Annotated in this window: 17 protein-coding genes, 3 tRNA genes and 4 pseudogenes; 14 read left to right on the forward strand and 10 right to left on the reverse strand. The window is 69.7% G+C overall.

Annotated elements, in window-relative coordinates:
* Positions 1 to 38: 38 nt before the first annotated feature.
* From OG223_RS17800 to OG223_RS17810, 3 genes are read left to right on the forward strand one after another with little or no spacing between them, the layout of a single operon-like run.
* On the forward strand, positions 39 to 731 hold the full coding sequence (locus OG223_RS17800) for a response regulator transcription factor (RefSeq protein ID WP_329249222.1): 693 nt from the start codon (positions 39 to 41) through the stop codon (positions 729 to 731).
* Entirely contained in the window at positions 728 to 2,230 is a 1,503-nt protein-coding gene (locus OG223_RS17805) for a HAMP domain-containing sensor histidine kinase (protein WP_329249223.1), read from the forward strand. Before OG223_RS17800 ends, OG223_RS17805 begins: the two co-directional genes overlap by 4 nt.
* Positions 2,227 to 2,802 (forward strand): hypothetical protein, encoded by a 576-nt coding sequence (locus tag OG223_RS17810; RefSeq protein ID WP_329249227.1) that lies wholly within the window; start codon positions 2,227 to 2,229, stop codon positions 2,800 to 2,802. Before OG223_RS17805 ends, OG223_RS17810 begins: the two co-directional genes overlap by 4 nt.
* Positions 2,803 to 3,093: 291 nt before the next feature.
* Here the strand turns inward: OG223_RS17810 and OG223_RS17815 are convergent.
* A pseudogene (locus OG223_RS17815) lies at positions 3,094 to 3,321 on the reverse strand (transposase); the annotation flags it as partial.
* Positions 3,322 to 3,446: 125 nt separating this feature from the next.
* Positions 3,447 to 3,575: a hypothetical protein gene (locus OG223_RS17820; RefSeq protein WP_329249230.1), complete on the reverse strand. Its 129-nt coding sequence runs from the start codon at positions 3,573 to 3,575 to the stop codon at positions 3,447 to 3,449.
* A 6-nt stretch (positions 3,576 to 3,581) separates the two neighbouring features.
* On the opposite strand from OG223_RS17820, the pseudogene OG223_RS17825 reads away from it, so the two are divergent.
* The 7 genes and pseudogenes from OG223_RS17825 to eno form a co-directional block, all read left to right on the forward strand.
* Positions 3,582 to 3,656, forward strand: a pseudogene (locus OG223_RS17825) (hypothetical protein); the annotation flags it as partial.
* Positions 3,650 to 4,621 (forward strand): annotated as a pseudogene (locus OG223_RS17830) (ISAs1 family transposase); the annotation flags it as partial. The pseudogenes OG223_RS17825 and OG223_RS17830, both read left to right, overlap by 7 nt.
* 1,189 nt (positions 4,622 to 5,810) lie before the next feature.
* On the forward strand, positions 5,811 to 5,936 hold the full coding sequence (locus tag OG223_RS17835) for a hypothetical protein (RefSeq protein ID WP_329249236.1): 126 nt from the start codon (positions 5,811 to 5,813) through the stop codon (positions 5,934 to 5,936).
* 228 nt (positions 5,937 to 6,164) lie between these two features.
* Positions 6,165 to 7,853: a stealth family protein gene (locus tag OG223_RS17840; RefSeq protein WP_443073718.1), complete on the forward strand. Its 1,689-nt coding sequence runs from the start codon at positions 6,165 to 6,167 to the stop codon at positions 7,851 to 7,853.
* A gap of 292 nt (positions 7,854 to 8,145) precedes the next feature.
* Positions 8,146 to 8,291, forward strand: a pseudogene (locus OG223_RS17845) (IS110 family transposase); the annotation flags it as partial.
* Between the two features lie 85 nt (positions 8,292 to 8,376).
* Positions 8,377 to 8,604, forward strand: coding sequence for a hypothetical protein (locus OG223_RS17850; protein WP_329249239.1), 228 nt, complete (start codon positions 8,377 to 8,379; stop codon positions 8,602 to 8,604).
* Positions 8,605 to 8,644: 40 nt separating this feature from the next.
* Entirely contained in the window at positions 8,645 to 9,919 is a 1,275-nt protein-coding gene (gene eno, locus OG223_RS17855; protein ID WP_329249241.1) for a phosphopyruvate hydratase, read from the forward strand.
* A gap of 534 nt (positions 9,920 to 10,453) precedes the next feature.
* On the opposite strand, the gene OG223_RS17860 is transcribed toward eno, so the two are convergent.
* The 4 genes from OG223_RS17860 to OG223_RS17875 all read right to left on the reverse strand — a co-directional run bounded on the left by OG223_RS17860 (position 10,454) and on the right by OG223_RS17875 (position 12,821).
* Positions 10,454 to 11,563 carry a WD40 repeat domain-containing protein gene (locus OG223_RS17860; RefSeq protein WP_329265338.1) on the reverse strand — a complete coding sequence of 370 codons (1,110 nt, stop codon included), beginning with the start codon at positions 11,561 to 11,563 and terminating at the stop codon, positions 10,454 to 10,456.
* 854 nt (positions 11,564 to 12,417) lie between these two features.
* Positions 12,418 to 12,491 (reverse strand) — tRNA-Ile (locus OG223_RS17865).
* Between the two features lie 178 nt (positions 12,492 to 12,669).
* Positions 12,670 to 12,742 (reverse strand) — tRNA-Asn (locus OG223_RS17870).
* Positions 12,743 to 12,748: 6 nt separating this feature from the next.
* Positions 12,749 to 12,821, reverse strand: a tRNA-Asn gene (locus OG223_RS17875).
* Positions 12,822 to 12,991: 170 nt separating this feature from the next.
* Between OG223_RS17875 and OG223_RS17880 the strand changes: the two genes are divergently transcribed.
* From OG223_RS17880 to OG223_RS17895, 4 genes are all read left to right on the forward strand, one after another.
* Positions 12,992 to 13,297, forward strand: coding sequence for a hypothetical protein (locus OG223_RS17880; protein ID WP_019066994.1), 306 nt, complete (start codon positions 12,992 to 12,994; stop codon positions 13,295 to 13,297).
* A gap of 51 nt (positions 13,298 to 13,348) precedes the next feature.
* Entirely contained in the window at positions 13,349 to 14,806 is a 1,458-nt protein-coding gene (locus OG223_RS17885; RefSeq protein WP_329249243.1) for a xylulokinase, read from the forward strand.
* A gap of 151 nt (positions 14,807 to 14,957) precedes the next feature.
* Positions 14,958 to 16,691 carry an ABC transporter ATP-binding protein gene (locus tag OG223_RS17890; protein ID WP_329249245.1) on the forward strand — a complete coding sequence of 578 codons (1,734 nt, stop codon included), beginning with the start codon at positions 14,958 to 14,960 and terminating at the stop codon, positions 16,689 to 16,691.
* Positions 16,691 to 18,619 (forward strand): ABC transporter ATP-binding protein, encoded by a 1,929-nt coding sequence (locus tag OG223_RS17895; protein ID WP_329249248.1) that lies wholly within the window; start codon positions 16,691 to 16,693, stop codon positions 18,617 to 18,619. Before OG223_RS17890 ends, OG223_RS17895 begins: the two co-directional genes overlap by 1 nt.
* A gap of 159 nt (positions 18,620 to 18,778) precedes the next feature.
* Here OG223_RS17895 and OG223_RS17900 read toward each other — a convergent pair whose 3' ends face one another.
* From OG223_RS17900 to OG223_RS17915, 4 genes are all read right to left on the reverse strand, one after another.
* Entirely contained in the window at positions 18,779 to 20,086 is a 1,308-nt protein-coding gene (locus OG223_RS17900; protein ID WP_329249251.1) for an RNA polymerase sigma factor, read from the reverse strand.
* Between the two features lie 81 nt (positions 20,087 to 20,167).
* The gene (gene dnaG, locus OG223_RS17905; protein WP_329249254.1) at positions 20,168 to 22,072 is read right to left on the reverse strand and encodes a DNA primase; all 1,905 of its coding nucleotides are present in this window, start codon (positions 22,070 to 22,072) and stop codon (positions 20,168 to 20,170) included.
* 47 nt (positions 22,073 to 22,119) lie between these two features.
* Positions 22,120 to 23,385, reverse strand: a complete 1,266-nt coding sequence (locus OG223_RS17910; protein ID WP_329249257.1) for an NAD(P)/FAD-dependent oxidoreductase — start codon at positions 23,383 to 23,385, stop codon at positions 22,120 to 22,122.
* A 93-nt stretch (positions 23,386 to 23,478) separates the two neighbouring features.
* Positions 23,479 to 24,798: a deoxyguanosinetriphosphate triphosphohydrolase gene (locus OG223_RS17915; RefSeq protein WP_329249260.1), complete on the reverse strand. Its 1,320-nt coding sequence runs from the start codon at positions 24,796 to 24,798 to the stop codon at positions 23,479 to 23,481.
* Positions 24,799 to 24,808: the final 10 nt, after the last annotated feature.

The following is a 24,808-nucleotide window of genomic DNA, read 5'->3' on the forward strand; positions in this document are numbered from 1 at the left end:
GCACCGGCCTGGCCTGGTGTTGTACGGATACTGAGCACATGCCACGTGTCCTGCTCATCGAAGACGACCGCGCTGTTCGTGAGGGTGTCCGACTCGCGCTGCGCCGCCAGGGGCACGACGTCGCCGCCGCCGGGACGGGTGAGGACGGGCTGGAACAGCTGCGGTCGTTCCGGCCGGACGTCGTGGTGCTCGATCTGATGCTGCCCGGCATGTCCGGGCTCGATGTGTGCCGCCGTATCCGCGGGGCCGACGACCAGGTTCCGATCATCATGGCGACCGCCCGGGGCGACGACGTGGACATCGTGGTCGGCCTCGAAGCGGGAGCCGACGACTACGTCGTCAAGCCCGTCCAGGCCCGCGTGCTCGAAGCCCGTATCCGTGCCGTCCTTCGACGGGTTGGCGGCACACCCTCCGACGGAACCACGCCGAAGACAGAAACCCATGGAGAACTGACCATCGACCGGGCCGCGTTGACCGTCACCCACCAAGGCGCACCGGTCGCCCTCGCTCCCTCCGAACTACGGCTCCTGCTGACCCTCTCCGCCTCGCCCGGTCAGGTGTTCAGCCGGCAGCAACTGCTGGAAGCCGTCTGGGAGCACAGCTACCACGGTGACTCACGGCTGGTGGACGCCTGCGTCAAACGGCTGCGCACCAAGATGGGTGAGCCTCCGGGACAGCCGCGCTACATACAGACCGTGCGCGGCTTCGGCTACCAGTTCAGATCACGGTGAAGGCGCCCCCGCCGCTGCGCGGCCTGCGCGGCCGACTGCTGACGGCCTTCCTGCTGGTCGCCGGCGTCGCCACCCTGACCACCGGCGCCCTGACGTTCCGGGAGGCGCGCACGGGGGTGCTCCAGCAGAGCCAGGACGGGGTGATCGGACAGTTCCGCGACCATGTCGACGACCTCGCCGCCGACCTCGACTTTCCCCCGGACCAGAACCAACTGAACCTGTTCGCACAGCAGTTGGCGCGCTCCGAACCGTCGAAGAACTGGCGCGTGCTGGCCACTTACGGCGGCCTGAGCGCCACCTCCTCACCGCAGGACCCGTTCGAGCAGCTGACGCCCGACCTGCGCAAGGCCGTGGCCTCCGGCGGGAACACCGTCTTCCAGCGGGTGACCAGACACGGCAGCCCCGCACTCGTCGTCGGCCTGCCGGTCACCTTCGGCACCGCGGAGCGGCCCACGTCCGACCCGTCCGGGCTCGACGTCTTCCTGACGGTGCCGCAGACCACCGAACAGGCCTACGTCCAGGCCCTGGTCCCCGCCGTCGAGCGCGCCACGGTCCCCGCGCTGATCCTGGCCGTCCTGCTCGCACTGCTGGCCGCCCGTGGCGTACTGCGGCCGGTACGCGAGCTGCGCCGGGCCACCCGCAGCATCGCCGAGGGTCATCTCGACACCCGGCTCGCCGTCAACGGCTCCGACGAACTCGCCGACCTCTCCCACACCTTCAACGAGACCGCCGCCGCACTGGAGGAGTCGGTCGCCGAACTGCGCCGCATGGAGGCACGCGCCCGCCGCTTCGCCGCCGACGTCTCCCACGAACTGCGCACCCCGCTGGCCGCCATGTCCGCGGTCACCGACATCCTCGACGAGGACGCGGCCCAGCTCGACCCCGACACCGCCACCGCCGTACGGCTCATCAGCGAGGAAACCGTCAAACTGGCCCGCCTGGTCGAGGACCTGATGGAGATGTCCCGCTTCGACGCGGGCGCGGCCACTCTGCACCTGGACGAGATAGACCTCGCGGACTCCATCCGACGCACCCTCGCCTCCCGCGCCTGGCTGGAGACGGTCGAGACCCGGCTTCCACCGCCGGGCACACTCCGCGGCAGCCTCGACCCGCGCCGCCTCGACGTGATCGTCGCCAACCTGGTCGGGAACGCCCTCCGGCACGGCGGACGCCCCGTACGGTTGCACCTCTTCCAGTGGGAACACCCGGACGACGGGCGGCGGGCGGTCATCGAAGTGCTGGACAGCGGACCGGGCATCCCCGAAAGCGTCCTGCCCCACGTCTTCGACCGCTTCTACAAATCGGACACGGCCCGCACCAGGACCGAGGGCAGCGGCCTCGGACTCGCCATCACCGCGGAGAACGTCCACCTGCACGGCGGCACCATCCAGGCGGCGAACGGCCCGCACGGCGGCGCCGTCTTCACCGTAGAGCTCCCGCTGCGACAGTCAGAGCCACCACCAGAACCGGCCGAACCGGCCATGGGGAGCCATCCGTGAGCCCTGTCCACAGGGCCGTCCGGCCCGCGCTGCTTCTTCTCGCGGGGGCGCTCCTGCTCGGCGCCTGCGGCATCCCCACGACCGGTGTGGTGGGCTCGGGGGAACCCGCCACCGGTGTCCGGTCGACCATCACGCTCTACTTCACGGGCAAGGGCGGCCTGGTCGCGGTCCCCCGCAGGATCCCCCAGCGGCCCGGCGTCGAAGCGGCCGTACGACTGTTGTTCCAGGGCCCGACCAGATCCGAACTGAGCGTGGGCATGGGCAGCCGGCTGCGGAAGCTGAAGAAGGATCCGACGGTCCGGACCGATGGCGCCACGGTGTCGATCGAGCTGCGCTTCGACGACCCGGCGGATTTCCCGGCCACTGTCAAACCACTGGTCGGAGATGCCCTCGCCCAGGTGGTCTGTACGGCCGCCGACGCCCGCCACGCCGAAGACCCGGACGTCGTATCGGTGGAGGTGGTCATCAAGGCCACCGTGAGAGGCGCCAAGAGCCCTTGGAGCGCCGAAGGGCGCGACGCGACCTGCCCCGCCCGGGCCCGGAGGTCTGCCGCCGCCTCCCGTTCCGGATAGACGTATCGCTGCCCTGCGCCTGGGAACCGGGCTGTTTCGGTGGCACTGGCCCTGACCTCACCGCCGGAGCGGAGTCTTCACGAAAGCGTTTGTCCCGGGCGGCCGGAACGCCATGGTCACCGGCCGCCAGGGCAGCCGCAATGGTGCCGCTCGGCCCCGGAGCCGTGCCCATCAGCGGCGGCACGCCTCTCGGAGCAGGATGTCGCGACGGCGCTGAGGAGCGTCCACGACAAGCAGCAGGCATTCCTCTCCTTCGACGTGGTCTCGGGACACCTGCGAAGCAGCGCCGGCGTCGTTGACCTGCGGCGCCTTGACCTGGACGGCTCCGGCCGAGGTCGTGACCTCTCTGAGCTGGTGGTAGCCGTTACGAACCACCAGCCGACGCCCGTCACCGCCCCGTTCGTGGGACAACTCAGCTATATAGGCGTTGACTTCGGCTTCCAGCGCGGCGGCCAGCATCCGCCTGGCGCCTTCCCGGACCATCAGGGTTTCGGCGTAGTCGCCGGGTATCCGGTTCATGACGGTCCGCCAGGGAGAGCGGGACAGGCACGGCTTCCAAGATCATGGAGTTCTCGACGCCCCGTGACCTGCCTGGAAGACCGTGCCTGGAAGACCGTGCCTGGAAGACCGTGCCTGCCGAAGCATCATCGCTGATCCCGCCTGCCCTTGACCAACTCCGCGAGCATCCAGGGGCCGAGCCGGAAGAAGTGCCCGGACTGCTGGGCCGCCTCGCCCAGGTGCCCGATCCGCGTGATCCCCGTGGAGTGCGCCACGCTCTGGTGGGCGTCCTCGCCCTGGCCGCGTGCGCGGTGCCGGCGGGGGCAACGTCGCTGCCGGCGGTCGGCGAATGGATCACCGACGCTCCACCCCACGTGCTGGAATACGTCGGCGTGCGACTCGACCCCCTGTTCCCCCAACGGGTCTTGCCTGCGGAAACGACGGTCGACGACTGCCGGCCCGGATCGACGGCGACGCACTGGACCTCGCAGTCGGCCGCCGGCTCGCCGACCGCCGCAACCGAACCCAGGGCCGGCTGCGCGGCCTGGCGGTCGACGGCAAGAGCCTTCGCGGAGCGGCCAGAGCGAAGGGCCGCAAGATCCACCTGCTCGCAGCCCTGGAGCACACCACCGGCCTGGTCCTGGCCCAGCTGGACGTCGGCGAGAAGACGAACGAGATCACCTGCTTCAAGCCGCTGCCGGAGACCATGGGCGACCTGGCCGGGGTGGTCGTCACCAGCGACGCCATGCACGCCCAACGCGAGCACGCCGACTACCTTCCCGGCCGTGAAGCCCACTGCATCGTGATCGTCAAGGGCAACCAGAAGAAGCTCCGCAGGCAGCTCAGATCCCTTCCGTGGACAGAGATCCCGCTGCAGGGCCGCGTGCGGGGCATCGGCCACGGACGCTCGGAGATCCGACGGATCAAGGTGGTCACGGTCAACAGCCTGCTCTTCCCCGGAGCCCGGCAGGCCGTGCAGATCAAGCGCCGCCGTACCGACCGCAAGACCGGCAGGACCACCATCAAGACCGTTTACGCTCGAGGAGTTGGAACCGGCCCGCGTGCCGGCCATCCGCGTCCGTCCGACGCCTCTCCCCGCAGGTCGCGGGGGCTCGGTCGAGGACTCCGGCGCGATCCCCGTGATCCCCGTCGGCGGGCAGCGCCTGGGTCGCGGGACCCGTACCGGTGCGCTCGGCGAACTGGAGTCACCAGCCTCACCGCTGAGCAAGCCAACCCCGCCCAGCCGGCGACCCTGATCCGTGATCACTGGCAGATCGAAGCCCTGCACCACGTCAGAGACACCACGTTCACCGAAGACGCCTCACAGCTGCGAACCGGCAACGCGCCCCGGGCGATGGCCACTTGGCGCAACCTCGCCATCGGCGCCCTGCGGCCGGCCGGCGCGACCAACATCGCCGCAGCTCTGCGACACAACGCCCGCAACGCGGACCGCCCGCTCGCCCCGCCCGGCCTCAAGTGATCACAAAACGGACGCCCGCCGACTACGCCCAAGCCCCGGCCCCGGCCCCGGCCCCGGCCGTCACACGAAACGCCTTGATCCACCGGTAGACGACTCGTCGGACAACGCATCCGGCGTACTTCGCGAGTACCTCCGGCCTCAGGACGGCCTCAATTCATGCCCAGTCGCGGGGAGCCAGGCAGAACTCCACTCGGTTGATGCACATCCACGCAGGTCAGAAGGACATCAACCTACGCAGGCCAAGGTGGCACGAACTCGCGAGCAGCGGATCCAGTCCGTCCAGGCAAAGCTGACGCCCCGACACCCAAAAACAAACGTTTCCGCAGGTCAAGGACCTGCACAGGTGGGGCGGGTGGGACTCGAACCCACGGCCGACGGATTATGAGTCCATTGGGGATCTTGGCGGTCCTTGCCGATCAACGCTCATCCTTGACGTTTTCCCAGCTCAGACGCACTGATCCGTGGCAGTCCTGTGCGGTCCTTGTCGATGTGTTTCTGTCCTTGTAGTCCCTCAATGGCCCCTGGGGGTCGATGAGTTGGGCGCTTGCCACAGCAGCGGGTCGTGTCCCGCGACGAAGGCCTTGGTGAGAGGCATGCCGACGTGACAACCGAGTCGACGGCCGACCGCGCGGCAGCGAGCCTGCCGGCTGTGGGCCGATCGGCGACTGGCGTCGCGACCGCGCACGGCTTCTCGGCTTCGTCACCCCACCGGTCGGTCTCGTCGCCGCACTCGTCGGCGGTGGTACGGCCGCGCACCGAACGGCCCCGAAGTGGCGGCCGGCCGACGGTGGCCGGCGCCGCCGCCGCGAGCATCGGCCCGTCCGCTCCCGTCCGCGCCCGGGAGCTGCGAACTGCGGGTTCGCGCATTCCGCGGCAGGGCATCGTGGTCGCGGCCGGAGTCGCTGCGGGTCGACCGAATCCAGCACTCGGCAGGTCGAGAAGGCGAACGCGGCCGGGCCGCCGGGGCGGTGACGCCGGAGGAGAGCGACCGCTGATCCCGGGCGTTCGCCACTCCAACCCCGTCAGGGTCATGCCTCTCGTGTACGTGGGCAACACGGCGGGGCGGCGGTTCGTGGTGGGACTTCCCGAACGGGAGATCGGCTGCACCCCCAGATCCGCGAACGCGCCTGTGGTTGCGGTCCTGTTCGGCCCGTGACATGGCCCGAAGGGCTCAAGCCCGTCGCCCCCGCGGGAGGGACAGTGATCGTGCAGCGAGGCAACGCACGAGGAGGGCCGTCACGTGAACACCGCCCTGTCCCCAGAAGGAGAAACCTCCCGCCGGCCGGAACCGCCGCACCCATCCGCGGTCCACCACAACCCCGAGGCGTCATGGCCGGTGCGCCTGTACCGGCGCGCCGTGCCCGCCCGCCTCAGGCGGGCCCTCGTGGAACGCACGACCCCGCAGGCCCGCGCACGCGTCAAGCGGCGGATCGCAAGCCTGCCGTCGGCGCACCGCCTGCTGGGCGGCGTGCGCGCGGCATGGCTGGTGCGCCGCCATCCCGGCCTGCTCACCGGCCACGACCGAGAGGTGCGGCTGGTCCGCAATGTGCCCAAACTGGTCCTCGTACGCCCCGACATCTCGCCACTGGCGGCGCGCAACGCCAACGCGGCCACGGTCCGCGCGTCCCTCGACGGGGCGGGTCTCGACTACTTCTGCGTACGCGGCCGCAGCAGCACCTCCGCGGTCGTCGCCCTCGCCGCCCGGGACCGGGCGACGGCGCTGCGCGCCCTGGAGCGGGCGGGCCGCGAGCGTCCCGGTTACGTGTGTGCCGTCGACGGCGTCCGGCGCGAGCGGCGCACGACCCGGCCGGCGTTCCGTCACCGCACCTGGCGGCGGCTGGCGCAGGCGGACGTGCTCCGCATGACCTGGTACTACGGCGATGCGCGAGGGCAGTTGACGCTCGGCTCCAAGTACGGCTGCGACATCGAGTTCTGGGCGGCCGACGAGGAGACGGGGGACCTGCTGCTGGCGCCACGCCCCAACCGCAGCGCCGAGCAGGTGCCGCGCGCCGACACCCCGATGCACGTCCCCGACACCCTGTTCACCGCGCTCGCCTCCGCCGACCACCCGTTGCCGCCGGTGCGCACCCGCAGGGAGTTCGCCCGGCCGGGCCCCGAGGACGTCCGGTTCCCCGTCGACGTCGTGTACACCTGGGTCGACGGGCACGACCCGGAGTGGGCGCGGCGCCGGGCAACCTGCGCGGGGCAGGCGTACCACGAGGAGGCGGACAACGCGGCCCGGTACCTCAACCGCGACGAACTGCGCTATTCACTGCGCTCGCTCGACCAGTACGCCCCCTGGGTGCGCACGGTCTACCTGGTCACCGACGGCCAGGTCCCGTCCTGGCTGAACGCGGGCATGCCCGGTATCCGCGTCGTCAGCCACAAGGAGATCTTCGACGACCCGAGCCTGCTGCCGACGTTCAACTCCCACGCCATCGAGAGCCAACTGCACCACATCGACGGCCTGTCCGAGCACTTCCTCTACTTCAACGACGATGTGTTCCTGGGCCGCCCCGTCGTCCCTCAGGACTTCTTCCTGGCCAACGGCCTCACCAGGTTCTTCCCGTCCCCGGTGCTCATCCCGCCGGGCGAGCCGACCGAGTCGGACGTGCCGGTGGCGGCCGCGGGCAAGAACAGCCGTGCCCTGGTCGAGGCCACCTTCGGCACGGTCATCAGCCAGAAGATGAAACACACACCGCACGCTCTGCGGCGCAGCGTCCTGTACGAGTTGGAGACGAGGTTCCCGGCCGAGCACCACGCCACGGCCGGCCACCGCTTCCGCAGCCTCGACGACGTCTCCTTCGTCTCCTCGCTCCACCACTACTACGCCTTCCACACCGCCCGCGCCGTCCCTGCCCAGGTGCGCTACGCCTACCTCGACGTCTCCCATCCCGCACTCGCCACCCGCCTCGAAACCCTGCTGGCCCGCCGGGACAAGCAGGTGTTCTGCCTGAACGACACAGTCTCCGGCGATCAGGAACTCGACACCCAACAAACCCTGCTCACCACCTTCCTGGAGACGTACTTCCCGGTCCCCGGTCCCTACGAGCTCGACCGCCCCGGTGTGTGAAAGGCGGACCGGTCGGCGAACAGGTCAGGACATGGGCGTTCGAGCGGAGAACATCGCCTGTTCCAGGACCTTGAAGAGCTGTCGGCAGACGGCTCGTTCGAGGCGATGTCGTCCGTCGCGTGACGCCCTGCTCTCGGCGACTGGTCGGGGCGACGTACGTCTTCGTGGCAGGGTCGAGCCGCATCCGGACCAGCATGACGGTGTACCGGGCCCGGCCGAGTCGACCTCTACCCCGGCAAGGTCGGGACAGATGTCCGCGTCATGCCGCTCACTCCGCTCCGCCGAGGTCGAGACCTTGGAGCGCGTCCTGGGCCCACGCATCCAACACCCGGCCGTGTCCACCCTGCTGGAACGTTTCGGTCCCCGGCCCGGATCCGCAAGGCCGGACGCCGAAGGCTCGTGACCCCGCTGTGGCCAAAGCCCCTGCGGACGGCCGAGTAACTGGTCGAAGACATGTGGGCCCTGCATGGCACGGTGCACCAGCGCGGCGTAGGCCGACCGGTGGTGCCGAACGGCGTTGCCGGTGAAGTGGATGGTCGGCCGGGCCGTCGGCATGTTCGTCGTCCGCGACGAGAACGACATGCACGAGAAGGACATGCACGAGAAGGCGCTGTGCGTGCCCGCCCGCGACCCGCGGTACGCCGAGATCGATGCCTCCCGGAGGCGGCCCGCGAGCCGCGCAGCGGTCCGAACGGCCGCGCTTCAGGGCCGAACGGCCCCGGAACCCGGCGGTGTCAGGCGCCTACGGTGACAGTGAAGCCCACCGACTCAGGGACGGAAGGCAGCCGACCATGACGCTACGCATTGAGTACGTGCACGCGGTGGAGATCCTGGACTCCCGCGCCCGGCCGACCCTCTCGGTGACCCTGCGCACCACGGCCGGCATCACCGTACGCGCCGGCGTGCCCTCCGGCGCGTCCACCGGTACCCGGGAGGCGGTCGAACTGCGCGACGGTGACCAGTCACGCTACGGCGGCCAGGGGGTCACCGGGGCGGTGGCACACGTCAACGGCGAGATCGCCAAGGCGCTCGTCGGCCGGCGCTTCGGCTCCGCGGCCGAACTCGACGCCGTACTCATCGAGTTGGACGGCACGCCGACCAAGTCCCGGCTCGGGGCCAACGCGATCGTCGGCGTCTCCATCGCCGCCGCCCGCGCCGAGGCGGCAGCTCGCGGCCAGGAGTTGTGGCAGCGCATCTCCGAGACCACCGGAACCCGACCGCTGCTGCCGGTCCCGCACTTCAACGTCGTCAACGGCGGCGCCCACGCCGCCAACAGCCTGGACTTCCAGGAGTTCATGCTCGCTCCCCTCGGCGCGCCGAGTCTGCCCGAGGCCGTACGGGCCGGGGCCGAGGTCTACGCCCGGCTCAGGGCCCGCCTCGCCGCCGCCGGGCATGCGGTCGGACTGGGCGACGAGGGCGGCTTCGCCCCCGCCATCGACCGGCCCGAAGACGTCCTGCACCAGCTGGTCGAGGCCATCGACGACGCCGGATACACCCCGGGCCGCGACGGCATCGCCATCGCCCTGGACCCCGCCGCCAGCGCGTTCTACCGCGACGGCCGCTACCTCATCGCCGGCCAGGACCTGACCTCCGCCCAACTCATCGACCGCTACGAGGAGATGACCGACCGCTTCCCCGTCTGGTCCATCGAGGACGGCCTCGCCGAGAACGACTGGGACGGCTGGACACAGCTCACCGCTCGCCTGGGGACACGGATCCAGCTCGTCGGCGACGACATCTTCGTCACCGATCCCGCCATCATCACCGAGGCCGTCGACCGCAAGGTCGCCAACGCCGCCCTGATCAAGGTCAACCAGATCGGCACCGTCAGCGAGACCCTGGAAGCGATCCGGATCTGCCGCGAGGCCGGTTACACGCAGATGGTCTCGCACCGCTCCGGCGAGACCGAGGACACCTTCATCGCCGACCTCGTCATCGGCGCCGGCTGCGGCCAGCTCAAGTCCGGTGCCCCGGCCCGTGGCGAGCGCATCGCCAAGTACAACCGGCTCATCGAGACGGCGGACACTCACCCGGAGCTGCCGTTCGGCCTGACGAGCGACCGGTGACTGCCAGCAGCTCCAGAACCTGGACGGCAGCCACCACCGTGACCAGCACCGGGACCGAACAGCCGCACAGTTTCCCTTTCGGGCCGTTTCCCTCGCCCCTCGGCCATCGCCAGACGCTCTCTCAGCAGCCACCTGCTGCCACTGAACACCAAGCGCACCATCGGCCCTCAGGACAGCCGCCCGGACCGCGAGCGACAACCTCGGCCACCTGCTCCACCACAGGTCAAAGGGGTTCGAACTCCCCCAAGCACCGCCGAACCCCAAACCCGCGAGCAGCGGATTGAGTCCGTCCAGGCAAAGTTGACGCTCCAACACCTTGCAGGACGGCGAGGAAGATACAAACCGACTGACGGGCGCCGCGTCCGGCCCTCGTACGGCGGCACCTGGCGACGCGTACGGATGATCCGCCACCCCGCGGCTGCTGCCCGGATACGACGCCTCGCCGCGCCACCCACTGCGGCCGACGACCGCCACAGCCACGCTCGCGCCGCCTTCCAGATCTGCGTCGCCGACGGTGATCGGCGCTTGAGCGCGTCAGCTCCCGTCCCACAACCTCACCGTTCTGTCGGCGCCGCAGCTGGCCAGCAGCCGTCCGTCCGGACTGAACGCCAGAGCCCGCACGGCACCGCGGTGGCCGATGAGAGTGGCGCTCGCGGCCAGGTGCGCAGGACCGGCGACATCCCACAGGGCCACGGTCGCGTTCGCGCCTCCGGAGGCCAGCAACCGCCCGTCAGGACTGAACGCCACCGCATACATCTGCCCCGCGTCCCCACGGCCGGCAAGGGGGAGGGCGGCTGTCCCGACAGGATGAGCCGGGTCGGTGACATCCCACACCATGACGGCGCCATTCTGCCAAGACCCGAAGGTGCCGGAGACAACGCCGGAATCCCCGCTTGCGGTGGCCAGTAACCGTCCGTCCGGACTGAATCCCACCGAATGGACGGCAGGCGCCCCGCCTGAAGAGAGCTTCTTCGCCCAATCACGGACCTGCGGCCGGACGACGGCGGTCCGCACCGGATGCGTCGGCTCACTCACATCCCACAGGACACCTGTGTTCTTGTCACCGGAGGAACCCGTGGCCAACAACCGTCCGTCCGGACTGAACATCACCGTTCCGACGGGACCTGACAGCCAGACGTGCCGTTGGTGGGTGGCAGCGGCGCAACGGGTCGGGCGTGCCGGGTCGGTGACGTCCCAAAGGATCACAGTTCGGTCGCTGCCGCAGGCAAGTAACCGCCCGTCCGGACTGAAATCCACTGCATGGACACCACCCTGCCGCCAGCCGTCACGCGCCAACCAGCCAGGGCGTTGATGGACAAGAGTCGCCGACCGGGTCACGTGTGCCGGGTCGGTGACGTCCCAGAGGATCACCATCCGGTCGCCGCTTCCGGACGCCAGCACCCGCCCGTCCGGACTGAACCCCACCGCGTTCACCGCTCTGCCGTGGCCCGTGAGGTCGGCGGCCCGGGTCGGGTGGGCTGCATCGGTGACATCCCAGAGGATCACAGTCCGGTCGCCGCTTCCGGACGCCAGCAGCCGCCCGTCCGGACTGAACCCCACCGTGTTCACGGCTTTGCCGTGCCCGGTGAGGGTAGCCGCCAGACCCCACGTCGGGGGCGGAGACGGTCGTCCCACGAAAGGCATAGTGCAGTCTCGCGCGTTCCGGAATCCCAGGGAAGACGGAGGGCAGACTTCCACCGAAGCTCTGGACCGTGTCCTCCGGGCGAGTGGATCGGACGACCGGCTGGCGTAGCTCGAAGCGTCGGTAGCACGTGGTCCCCTGCCGCGGACGGCGGACCTGTCCCCCTGGTTGCGCCCGGACGCCCCCACCAGCGCCCAACTGCGCGATGCGGTCGGTCGGTTGGACTCGCGCCGGGCGCTGCCGGCCAGGGCCGCGGGGCCCCGGACGTCCCGGGCCGACGCAGAGGACGTGGCCGATCAATGCCGACGACAAGGCCAAGAACGCGCCTCGCAGCCCCCTTCCCCGGCCTTCGTCTGTAGCGGCCCTTCACGGCACCCGCGGACGGCTTGAACGCCACCACACACCTGATCAAGACACCGTCGCTGCTCCGCTCGGCCAACTGGCCGAGGCCTGTCGGTACCCGTTCCAGCGGCCCTACCAGTCAAAAACAGCACGATGAAACAGCCGACGGCGCCCTACTCGCGCCCGCTCACCGGCCGCACCGTGGACGGCAGCCCCAGACCGCGCACCCGGCAAATGGGACAACGAATAGGCCCGGAGACACCATCGGCCTGAACACGGCTGCGTTGTCCCGGCCCCTGCACGGCCCCTGGGTCTTCGTATCGGCCCTCAAGGCAGTCGCCCGGATCGCGAGCAACGACCTCGAGAACCCACTCTGCCGCAGCTCAGAGGGGTGGGAACTCGCCGAACACCGCCGAACCCCAAACCCACGGGCAGCGAATTCAGTCCGTCCAGGCAAAGTTGACGCCCCGACACCCAAAAACAAACGTTTCCGCAGGTCAAGGACCTGCACAGGTGGGGCGGGTGGGACTCGAACCCACGGCCGACGGATTATGAGTCCGCTGCTCTAACCGGCTGAGCTACCGCCCCATTACGGCGCGTCGCGCACATTTGTACGCGCCGTCTGCCGCAGCATAGCCGCTCATACGATCTCCTGCTTCGGATGGTCGACTTCGCACGACCATGAGGACTGCGGCCTGCCGCGAGCGGTTCCGGGGGACATGAAAAAGGACCCCAACGGGGTCCTCATCACTGCTTCCTCACTGCGCTCTCCCGACTGGACTCGAACCAGTAACCTGCCGGTTAACAGCCGGCTGCTCTGCCAATTGAGCTACGGAAGATCGAAGCTCCCCCGACTGGACTCGAACCAGTAACCTGCCGGTTAACAGCCGGCTGCTCTGCCAATTGAGCTACAGGGGAATGCCTCGTTGCATCGAACGTACCTCCCTGGGTATTCGCCAGGGGGCGTGTGCTCGCTGCGACACATACATTAGCGCAAGCAGGGGGGTGCTCCGCCAATCGGTTCCCCCGGCACCGATGCCGCGCCGGAGACCTGTGCAAGGGACCTACGCAAGGGAAGGGTGGCCGTCATGCGCTACAAGCTCACGTTCGTCGTCGGACTGGCTCTGGGTTACGTGCTGGGCACACGGGCCGGACGCGAGCGCTACGAGCAGCTCAAGAAGTCGGCGCGTCAGGTCGCGCAGAACCCGGCGGTCCGCAACACCGCCGAGAGCGCGGCGCAGCAGGGCCGCCAGTTCGCGGGCAAGGCGTACCACGCGGTCGGTGACAAGGTGGGCGACCGGGTCCCCGACTCGGTGGCCCAGCGCGTACGGTCCCTGCGTGAGCGCAACGCGAACGGCACGGGCGAGGACGACTGGGGCACCAGCAACACCTAGGGAGTCGCGACCCGGCGCGGTCACCTCCCGCCGTACGGCAGAATTTCTGCCATGGGGATAGTCGCCGGGTTGGACAGTTCGCCCGATTTCACTCGCATCGTTGTCTGTGACACGGACACGGGGTCCGTGCTCAGGCAGGGATATGCGCCGCATCCGGTCGAAACCGAGACCGAGGGCGGCGGGCGGCCCTCCGATGTCGATCCGCAGGCCTGGCTGCTGTCGCTGGGCGAGGCGGCCGGCGGGGGGCTGCTCGAAGGTGTGCAGGCCATCGGTGTGTCCGCGCAGCAGAACGCGGTCGTGCCGTTGGACTCGCAGGGCAACACCGTGCGGCCCGCGATGGTCGGCGGTGACAAGCGGGCGCAGGTCGCGGCGGCCGATCTGATCGACGCGCTCGGCGGGCGTGAGGCGTGGGCGCAGGCGGTGGGTTCCGTACCGCAGGCCGCGCAGCCCGTCACCAAGCTCCGCTGGCTCAACAAGACCGAGCCCGACAACGCGCGGCGGACCGCGGTGCTGATGCAGGCCCACGACTGGCTGGTGTGGCAGTTGCTCGGGCGGCCGGTGCGCAGGACCACCGATCGTGGCGGGGCCTCCGGGACCGGGTACTGGTCCGCCGCCAGTGGCGGCTACCGGCCCGATCTCGTCGAACTGGCCCTCGGCCACCAGGCCATGCTGCCCGAGGTGATCGGACCCTCCGACGCGGCCGGTACGACTCCGGAGGGGCTGCTGATCTCCGCCGGCACCGGCGAGACCATGGCCGCCGCCTTCGGGCTCGGCATCGGGTTCGGGGACGCGGTCGTCTCGCTCGGCGCTTCCGGGTCCGTGATGGCCGTTCATCATGAGGCGCTCGTCGACCAGAGCGGGATGATCACCTCGCTGGCCGACGCGACCGGAATGCATCTGCCGGTCGTCACCACACTCAATGCCGTACGGACGCTGCGCGGCGCCGCCGAGCTGCTCGGGCTGTCCGATCTGGAGAGTCTGTCCGAGCTGGCGATGAAGTCGACGCCGGGGGCGCACGGGCTGGTGTTCCTGCCGTATCTGGAGGGTGAGCGGACGCCCAATCTGCCGCACACCGCCGGGACGCTGGCCGGGCTGCGGCGGGAGTCGATGAAGGCGGAGCATCTGGCGCGGGCCGCGTTCGAGGGCATGCTGTGCGGGCTCGCGGACGCGCTGGACGTGCTGCGCGGGCGGGGCGTCGCGGTGCGCCGCCTCTTCCTGCTCGGGTCGGCCGCCGAACTGCCCGCCGTACAGGCCGCGGCGCCCGCGCTCTTCGGGACGCAGATCGTCGTACCGCAGCCCGCCGACTACGCCGCGATCGGCGCCGCCCGGCAGGCCGCCTGGGCGCTCGGTGTCTCCCAGGGCACCCTCGACCCGCGCACTCCCCCGCCCTGGCAGGGTCCGGTCGCCCAGGTCTTCGAGCCGGGTGACGAACTGGCCGTAGGACAGGCGGTGCGTCAGCAGTACGTGTCCGTACGGGAACAGACCCATCCGGGCGCGTTCCGCTCGTAGGAGTTCTCGCGTTCCGCTCTTAAGGGTTCATAAGGGCGCATGTGGCACTGCTCTTGGCTTAATCAGTTGAGGTAACGCGGGTGGAGTGTCGGACGATGGGGGCGAGGGGCAGACCGCCCACCCCCCACCCGCCGACTCCGAGAGACCCAGCGTGCTCATACGACTTCTGCGGACCTATCTCAGGCCCTACAGGAAACCCATCTCCCTGCTGGTGCTGCTGCAGTTCCTGCAGACCTGCGCCACCCTCTACCTGCCCACCCTCAACGCGCACATCATCGACAACGGTGTCGTCAAGGGTGACACCGGTTACATCCTGTCGTTCGGCGCCCTGATGATCGGGATCTCGCTCGTCCAGGTCGTGTGCAACACGGGTGCCGTCTACTACGGCGCCCGCACCGCGGCGGCCGTCGGCCGGGACATCCGGGCCGCCATCTTCGACCGGGTGCAGTCGTTCTCGGCCCGCGAGGTCGGCCACTTCGGCGCGCCCTCGCTGATCACGCGTACGACCAATGACGTGCAGCAGGTCCAGATGCTGGCCCTGATGACGTTCACGCTGCTCGTGTCCGCGCCGATCATGTGCGTCGGCGGGATCATCCTGGCGCTCGGTCTGGACGTGCCGCTGTCCGCGGTGCTGATCGCGGTGGTGCCGACGCTCACGATCTGCGTGACGATCATCGTGCGGCGGCTGCGGCCGCTGTTCCGGGCGATGCAGGTGCGCCTGGACTCGGTGAACCGGGTGCTGCGCGAGCAGATCACCGGCAACCGTGTCATCCGTGCCTTCGTCCGGGACGAGTACGAGAAGGACCGGTTCCGGAAGGCCAACTCCGATCTGACCGAGATGCAGTTGAAGACCGGCAATCTGCTCGCGCTGATGTTCCCGGTGGTCATGACCACGGTGAACCTGTCGTCGATCGCCGTGGTGTGGTTCGGTGCGCACCGGATCGACAGCGGCGGGATGCAGATCGGCGATCTGACGGCGTTCCTCGCCTATCTGATGCAGATCGTGATGTCCGTGATGATGGCCACCTTCATGTTCATGATGGTGCCGCGCGCGGAGGTCTGCGCCGAGCGCATCGAGGAGGTCCTCGACACCGAGAGCAGTGTCGTGCCGCCGGTGGCTCCCGTCTTCGAGCTGCGCCGGCACGGGCATCTGGAGGTCCGCGGGGTCGGCTTCTGCTACCCGGGTGCCGAGGAACCCGTACTGAAGTCCATCGACCTGGTGGCCCGCCCGGGCGAGACGACGGCCGTGATCGGCTCGACCGGCAGCGGAAAGTCCACCCTTCTGAGTCTGGTCCCGCGCCTGGTTGACACGACCGACGGCGAGGTCCTCGTCGACGGAGTCGACGTGGCGACCATCGACCCGGTACTGCTCGCCAAGACGGTCGGCCTGGTCCCGCAGAAGCCGTACCTCTTCGCGGGCACGGTGGCGACCAACCTTCGCTACGGCAACCCGGACGCGACGGACGAGGAGTTGTGGCACGCGCTGGAGGTGGCGCAGGCCAAGGGATTCGTCGAGGGGCTGGAGAACGGGCTGGACTCCCCCATCGCGCAGGGCGGCACGAATGTCTCCGGCGGTCAGCGGCAGCGGCTCGCGATCGCGCGCACGCTGGTGCAGCGGCCGGAGATCTACCTCTTCGACGACTCCTTCTCCGCGCTCGACTACGCGACGGACGCGGCGCTGCGGGCGGCGCTCGCGCAGGAGACCGCCGAGGCGACCGTGGTGATCGTGGCGCAGCGGGTGGCGACGATCAGGGACGCGGACCGGATCGTCGTACTCGACGAGGGTCGGGTTGTGGGGTCGGGCCGGCATCACGAACTGATGGCGGACAACGAGACGTATCGGGAGATCGTGCTCTCCCAGTTGACGGAAGCGGAGGCTGCCTGATGGCCGGGCCCATGGGGCGGATGATGGCCGGGACGGGCCCCGACGCCCGTTCGATGGACTTCAAGGTGTCCGGCAAGCGGCTGATCGGCCAGTTCAGGCCGGAGCGGCTGACCATCGGCATCCTGCTGGTGTGTGTGGTGCTCAGCGTCGGGCTGAACGTGGTGGGGCCGAAGATCCTCGGCAACGCCACCGACCTGGTCTTCGCGGGCATCATCGGGCGGCAGATGCCGGCCGGAACGACCAAGGCGCAGGCCCTGCAGGCGATGCGCGACCGGGGCCAGGGCTCGGTCGCGGACATGCTGAAGAGCACGGACTTCACGCCGGGCCAGGGCATCGACTTCACCTCGGTGGGTCATGTGCTGCTGCTCGCGCTGGGCACGTTCCTGGTGGCCGGGCTGCTGATGGCGGTGGCGACCCGGATGGTCAACCGGGCGGTCAACCGGACCATGTTCCGGCTGCGCGAGGACGTGCAGACGAAGATGTCGCGCCTCCCGCTGTCGTACTTCGACAAGCGGCAGCGCGGCGAGGTCCTCTCGCGCGCGACCAACGACATCGACAACATCGGGCAGACGCTCCAGCAGTCGATGGGCCAGCTCATCAACTCGGTGCTCACGATCATCGGCGTCCTCGCGATGATGTTCTGGGTGTCCTGGCTGCTCGCCCTGGTCGCGCTGGTGACCGTACCGCTGTCGTTCCTCGTCGCCACCCGCATCGGCAAGCGCTCGCAGCCGCACTTCGTGCAGCAGTGGCGCTCGACGGGCAAGCTCAACGCGCACGTCGAGGAGATGTACACCGGCCACAACCTGGTGAAGGTCTTCGGCCGGCAGGACGAGTCGGCGAAGCTCTTCGCCGAGCAGAACGACGCGCTCTACGAGGCGGGCTTCAAGGCGCAGTTCAACAGCGGGGTCATGCAGCCGCTGATGATGTTCGTGTCGAACCTCAACTACGTGCTGGTCGCGGTCGTCGGCGGCCTGCGGGTCGCCTCGGGCTCACTCTCCATCGGTGACGTGCAGGCCTTCGTCCAGTACTCGCGCCAGTTCTCGATGCCGCTCACCCAGGTCGCGTCGATGGCGAACCTGGTCCAGTCCGGCGTCGCCTCGGCGGAACGCGTCTTCGAACTCCTCGACGCCGAGGAGCAGCAGCCCGACCCCATGCCGAGCGAACGCCCCGCCGAACTCCGCGGCCTGGTCGCCCTGGAGCACGTCTCCTTCCGCTACGACCCCGACAAGCCGCTCATCGAGGACCTCTCGCTGACGGTGGCACCGGGCCACACGGTCGCGATCGTCGGCCCGACGGGCGCCGGCAAGACCACCCTCGTCAACCTCCTCATGCGGTTCTACGAAGTGTCCGGCGGGCGTATCACCCTCGACGGCGTCGACATCGCGCGGATGTCCCGGGACGAACTCCGCGCCCACATCGGCATGGTGCTCCAGGACACCTGGCTGTTCGGCGGCTCGATCGCCGACAACATCGCGTACGGCGCGTCCCGGGAGGTCACCCGGGGCGAGATCGAGGAGGCGGCGCGGGCGGCGCACGCCGACCGGTTCGTCCGTACGCTGCCCGACGGCTACGACACCGTCATCGACGACGAGGGCACGGGCGTCAGCGCCGGTGAGAAGCAACTCATCACCATCGCGCGGGCGTTCCTGTCCGACCCGACGATCCTCGTCCTCGACGAGGCGACGTCGTCGGTCGACACGCGTACGGAGGTGTTGATCCAGAAGGCCATGGCCAAACTCGCCCATGGGCGTACGTCGTTCGTGATCGCGCACCGGCTCTCCACGATCCGGGACGCGGACACGATCCTGGTCATGGAGAACGGCTCCATCGTCGAACAGGGCGCGCATGCCGAGCTGTTGGCGGCGGACGGGGCGTATGCGCGGTTGTACAAGGCGCAGTTCGCGCAGGCGGTGGCGGAAGTCGACTAACTGCGTTGCGGCGGGCCGTCGTTCGGCTGACGGTCCGCCGCGGCTGGTCGCGCAGTTCCCCGCGCCCCTAAACGCGCTCGTGTTTCAGGGGCGCGGGGCTGTGTACATTTGCGGCTCCGCCGCGGGGCGCGGCCAGCCCCCACCGGCCCGCACCCGGCATCAGTCCAGATAGCCCCTGAGCTGATCCGCAAAAGCGTGGTCCCTCAGCTTGTTGAGAGTCTTCGACTCGATCTGGCGGATCCGTTCCCGGGTTACCCCGAAGATCCGCCCGATCTCCTCCAGCGTGCGCGGACGCCCGTCGGCCAAGCCGTACCTGAGCTGTACGACCTTCCGTTCACGTTCCCCCAGCGTCGACAGGACAGCCTCCAGGTGCTGCCGGAGAAGGATGAACGCGGCCGACTCCACGGGACTCGTCGCATCGCCGTCCTCGATCAGATCACCGAGGGCAACGTCGTCCTCCTCCCCCACCGGCGCGTGCAACGACACCGGCTCCTGAGCCAGCCGGAGCACCTCGCTGACGCGCTCGGGCGCGAGGTCGAGGTGGTCGGCGACTTCCTCCGGCGTCGGCTCGTAGCCGCGCTCCTGGAGCATCCGGCGCTGGACGCGGACGACCCGGTTGATCAGTTCGACGACATGCACCGGGACGCGAATCGTGCGGGCCTGGTCGGCGAGGGCGCGGGACATGGCCTGCCGGATCCACCAGGTGGCGTACGTCGAGAACTTGTAGCCGCGGGCGTAGTCGAATTTCTCAACTGCCCTGATCAGGCCGAGGTTTCCCTCCTGCACGAGGTCGAGCATGGTCAGCCCGCGTCCGACGTACCGCTTCGCGACGGAGACGACGAGCCGCAGGTTCGCCTCGATCAGGCGGCGCTTGGCCATCCGGCCCATGACGACCAACTTGTCCAGGTCGAGGGCGAGTTGGCTGTCCAGGTCGGAGGCGCCGCCGAGCTTCTCCTCGGCGAACAGGCCGGCCTCGACGCGGCGGGCGAGGTCGACCTCCTCGGCCGCGGTGAGCAGCGGGATGCGGCCGATCTCGCGCAGGTACTGGCGGAACAGGTCCGAGGAGGGGGCGCCGTTGTCGGCGGCGACCCGGCTGCGGGGCCGTACGGGCTCGGGGGCCTCGGCGGTCTCCACCGCTTCGGCCGTCGGTTCTTCGAGCTCGGGCGGGCTCTCCGGGTCCGCGTTTTCGGGGTGGTGCGCGGCACGGCTCTGCGGAGGGACGGTCGCGAGGACATCGGTCTCCGCTTCCGGTTCCGCGCCGTCCGTCGTGCTGGTCTCGGTCTGGTCGAGGGTCTGGGTCTGCACGGGGGCGACCTCCAGGATGATCGCTGCCAGGGGGTACGGCAGCGGTACTTCAGGGGCGGAGTGGGCGGCCTCGCCGCAATCCGTCCCGTACTCGATGAGCGGAACCGCGGGGGTGAAGGACCCGCTGGGGACGGATCGGCCGCGCTCCGAGGACTCAGGCACCGGAACCCAGTGTGGAGTACGACACATCGCCGCCACGAGGGGCGTGCGGTGACTTTTTGAGTCCGTTCCGTGACTACGTGCTCAGAGCGCTGTGGCGCCGTGCACCTGGAGTGCCTGGTCGTACTGCTGAAGGACCCACAACTCGTTCTGTACGGCGGCCAGTTCGGCCGAGTCTCCGTGGCTGCCGAGGCGGGTGAGCGCGCCCTGGATGTCGTGGATACGGCGCACCACGGCTCTTCGGCGGACGGTGACGAGCTGCTCGCCCGCGTAGTTCTCGTCGACCGTGCGGCGCAGGATCGCCTCGACGGCGAGCTCGGTGACCATCGCGCGGACCGCGTCGTCCGGTGCCGCCTCGCGGACGCGGACGAGATAGTCCTGGGCGTCCTGGAGGCCGTACTCGGCGCCGCCCGCCTCGATGATCGCCTCGCGTACGGCGGCGTACGGCGGGGCGGTGAACTCGTCGACGCCGTACGCGTCGAAGGCCGGGGAGACCAAGTCGGGGCGCTGGAGGGCGAGTTTGAGGAGTTCGCGCTCGGTGGCGAAGACGGGGTTGCGGAGGGTGAGGGCGGGGCCGCCGGTGGGGGGGCGGGCGGTGGTGTCGTACTGCTGCTCGGCGTTGCCCCTGGTCGGTGCCGGGCCCTTGCCGCCCCGGTCGCGAGCCCAACGGGCGAGCTGGGCGACCCTCTTGACCACGAACTGGGTGTCGAGGATGCCGAGCATGCCGGCGAGCTGGACGGCGACCTCGTGCTGGGCGCCGCTGTTCTTGATGCGGGCGACGATGGGGGCGGCTTCGTCCAGGGCGGCGGCGCGGCCGGCGGGGGTGTCGAGGTCGTAGCGGACGACGATCTGGCGGAGCGCGAACTCGAAGAGGGGCGTGCGGGGTTCGACCAGGTCGGCGACCGCCTCGTCGCCCTTGGCGAGGCGCAGCTCGCAGGGGTCCATGTTGTCCGGCGCGATCGCGATGTACGTCTCGGCGGCGAACTTCTGGTCGTCCTCGAAGGCGCGCAGGGCCGCCTTCTGGCCGGCCGCGTCGCCGTCGAAGGTGAAGATCACGCGCGCCGAGCCGTTGTCCATCAGCAGCCTGCGGAGGATCTTGATGTGGTCGGTGCCGAAGGCCGTGCCGCAGGTCGCGATGGCGGTGGTGACCCCGGCGAGGTGGCAGGCCATGACGTCGGTGTAGCCCTCGACGACGACCGCGCGGCTCGACTTGGCGATGTCCTTCTTCGCGAGGTCGATGCCGTAGAGGACCTGGGACTTCTTGTAGATCGCGGTGTCGGGCGTGTTGAGGTACTTCGGGCCGTTGTCCGACTCGTAGAGCTTGCGTGCGCCGAAGCCGACGACCTCGCCGCCGATGTCGCGGATCGGCCACATCAGGCGGCCGCGGAAGCGGTCGATGGGGCCGCGGCGGCCCTCTTGGGCGAGGCCGGAGAGGAGGATCTCCTTGTCGCTGAAGCCCTTGCCGCGGAGGTATTTGGTGAGGTGGTCCCAGCCCTGCGGGCTGTAGCCGACGGAGAAGTGCTCGGCGGCCGACTGGTCGAAGCCGCGCTCGGCGAGGAACTTGCGGCCGGCGTCCGCCTCGGGGCTGACGGCGAGCTGCTCCACGTAGAAGTCCGCGGCGGCCTTGTGGGCCTCGACCAGGCGGATGCGCTCGCCGCGCTGGTGGGCGGGGTTGTACCCGCCCTCCTCGTACCGCAGCGTGATGCCGGCCTGGGCGGCCAGGCGCTCGACCGACTCCGAGAAGGTGAGGTGGTCGACCTTCATCACGAACGTGATGGTGTCGCCGCCCTCCTGGCAGCCGAAGCAGTGGAAGAGACCCTTGCTGGGGCTGACCTGGAAGGACGGCGACTTCTCGTCGTGGAACGGGCAGAGGCCCTTGAGGTTGCCGCCGCCCGCGTTCCGCAACTGGAGGTACTCGGACACCACGGCGTCGATCGGGACCGCGTCCCGAACCGCCTTCACGTCCTCGTCGTTGATCCGTCCTGCCACGCGTGAATTCTACGGGGCCGGACTGACACCAGTGACGACGAGACGGTTCAGGAGACCAGGCTGTCCAGTGGAACGTGTGGGTCCGCGAGGGCCTCGGTGTCCACGCGGGTACGGGAGCGGATGAGCTGCTGGATGGGCTCTGTGACGTCCCACACATTCACGTTCATCCCGGCCAGGACACGTCCCTCCTTCAGCCAGAAGGCGACGAACTCCCGCTTGCCCGCGTCTCCCCGGATCACCACTTCGTCGTAGGAACCCGGGGGCGCCCAGCCGGAGTACTCCATACCCAAGTCGTACTGGTCGGAGAAGAAATAGGGCACGCGGTCGTAGGTGACGTCCTTGCCGAGCATCGCGCGGGCCGCCGCCGGGCCGCCGTTGAGGGCGTTGGCCCAGTGCTCCACGCGCAGCCGGGTGTCGAAGAGGGCGTGGTGGAAGGCGGCCACGTCACCGGCCGCGTAGATGTCGGGGTCGGAGGTGCACAGCCGTTCGTCGACCGCGATGCCGCCGCCGTGCGCGCGGTCGGCCAGCTCCAGGCCCGCCGCCTCGGCGAGCGCGGTGCGGGGGGCCGCGCCGATGGCCGCGAGGACGTCGTGCGCGGGGTGCTCCTCGCCGTCGTCGGTGCGGGCCGCGAGGACCATGCCGTCCTGGCCGACGATCTCGGTGAGCCTGGCGCCGAAGTGGAAGCGGACGCCGTGCTCGGCGTGCAGGTCGGCGAAGAGCTGGCCCAGTTCGGGGCCGAGGACGCCGTGCAGCGGGGTCTGCGAGGGTTCCACGACGGTGACCTCTGCGCCGTACTCGCGGGCCGCCGCCGCGACCTCCAGGCCGATCCAGCCGCCGCCGGCGATCACCAGATGGCCGTTGTCCCGCCCCAGGGACGCCAGGACGTGCTTCAGGCGCTCGGCGTGCGAGAGGCGGCGCAGGTGGTGGACGCCCGCGAGGTCCGTGCCCGGGATGTCGAGCCGGCGGGGCTCGGAGCCGGTGACGATGAGCAACTTGTCGTAGCGGACAAGGGTGCCGTCGTCTCCGAAGCGGACCGTCTTCGCCGTACGGTCGATGGCGTCGACGGTCTGGCCGAGGTGCAGCTCGATGTCGTTGCGCGCGTACCAGGCGGGTTCGTGGACGAAGACGGTGTCGCGCTCCTCTTTACCGAGGAGGTAGCCCTTGGACAGCGGCGGGCGCTCGTACGGGTGGTCGCGTTCGTCGCAGATCAGTATCACGCGGCCGGTGAAGCCCTCCGCCCGGAGCGTCTCGGCCGCCTTTGCGCCGGCCAGGCCTCCTCCGACGATGACGAATGTCTGATCCGCGTCGACCACTTGATGCCTCCTCGTAACGGTGCCGCCATAGGCGAGCCTCCCGCACGCAGTGTGATGCGGGAAGGGGGTGTGGCCCGATCAGGCCACGGAGGGTCACATTCGGGCTTGTTTCGCGTCACTGTGCCCCAGCGACGTGAGATGTGCGTGAAGAGACCGCGCCGACGCGTCCGTCAGCGAGGCGATCTGATCGACGATCACACGCTTGCGCGCACGGTCGTCGGGCGCTTCGTCGAACTGGGCGCGGAACTGCGGCTCCAGGCCGTCGGGGGCGCGGGTCGTGAGCGCCTCGGCGAGTGCGGCGACCACGATGCGCTCGTCGGCGCGGATGCGCTCCTGCTCCGCGCGCTGCATCACGTACCGGTCGGCGACCGCCTTGAGGACCGCGCACTCCAGCCGTGCCTCGTGCGGTACGACGAGTTCGGCGTCGTAGCGGGTGAGGCGGCCGGTGCCGTACGCCGCGCGCGTGGCGGACTCGGCGGCCAGGCAGAAGCGGCCGATGAGCTGGCTGGTGGCGTCCTTCAGGCGGGCCTGCGCCACGGCCGAACCGTCGTAGCCGTGCGGCCACCACGGTTGGTTCTGGAGCCGGTCCAGCGCCTCGGCGAGTTCGTCGGGGGCCGTGTCCGCGGGGACGTAGCGGCCGATGGCGACCTTGAAGATCTCCTGGCGTTCCGGTTCGGCGTGCAGGCAGTTGGGGTCGATGTGGCCCGCGTGCAGGCCGTCCTCGACGTCGTGCACCGAGTACGCCACGTCGTCCGACCAGTCCATGACCTGGGCCTCGAAGCACGTGCGCGTGCCGGGCGCGTTCTCGCGGACCCAGTCGAACACGGGTCTGTCGTCGTCGTAGACGCCGAACTTGGGGGACTTGGGGTCGGTGGGGTGCGCTCCGCGCGGCCAGGGGTACTTGGTGGCGGCGTCGAGGGTGGCCCGGGTGAGGTTGAGGCCCACGCTCACCATCTCGCCGGTCGTGTCGCTTCTTACGAAGCGCTTCGGTTCGATGCGGGTGAGGAGTCTCAGGGACTGGGCGTTGCCCTCGAAGCCGCCGCAGTCGTCCGCGAATTCGTTCAGCGCCTGTTCGCCGTTGTGGCCGAAGGGAGGGTGGCCCAGGTCGTGGGAGAGGCAGGCGGCTTCCACGAGGTCGGGGTCGCAGCCCAGGGCCGCGCCCAGCTCCCGGCCCACCTGGGCGCATTCCAGGGAGTGGGTCAGGCGGGTGCGGGGGCTGGCGTCCCAGGCCTGGCTGCGGGTTCCTGGGGTGACTACCTGGGTCTTGCCCGCGAGGCGGCGTAGGGCGGCGGAGTGGAGTACGCGGGCGCGGTCGCGTTGGAAGGCGGTGCGGCCGGGGCGTTTGTCGGGCTCTGTTGCCCAGCGGGCGACTGACGTCGGGTCGTAAGCGGGGGGTGGTGCGGTGCCGTCCATGCTTCGACAG

It is taken from the genome of Streptomyces sp. NBC_01478, from assembly GCF_036227225.1.
GTDB lineage: Bacteria > Actinomycetota > Actinomycetes > Streptomycetales > Streptomycetaceae > Streptomyces.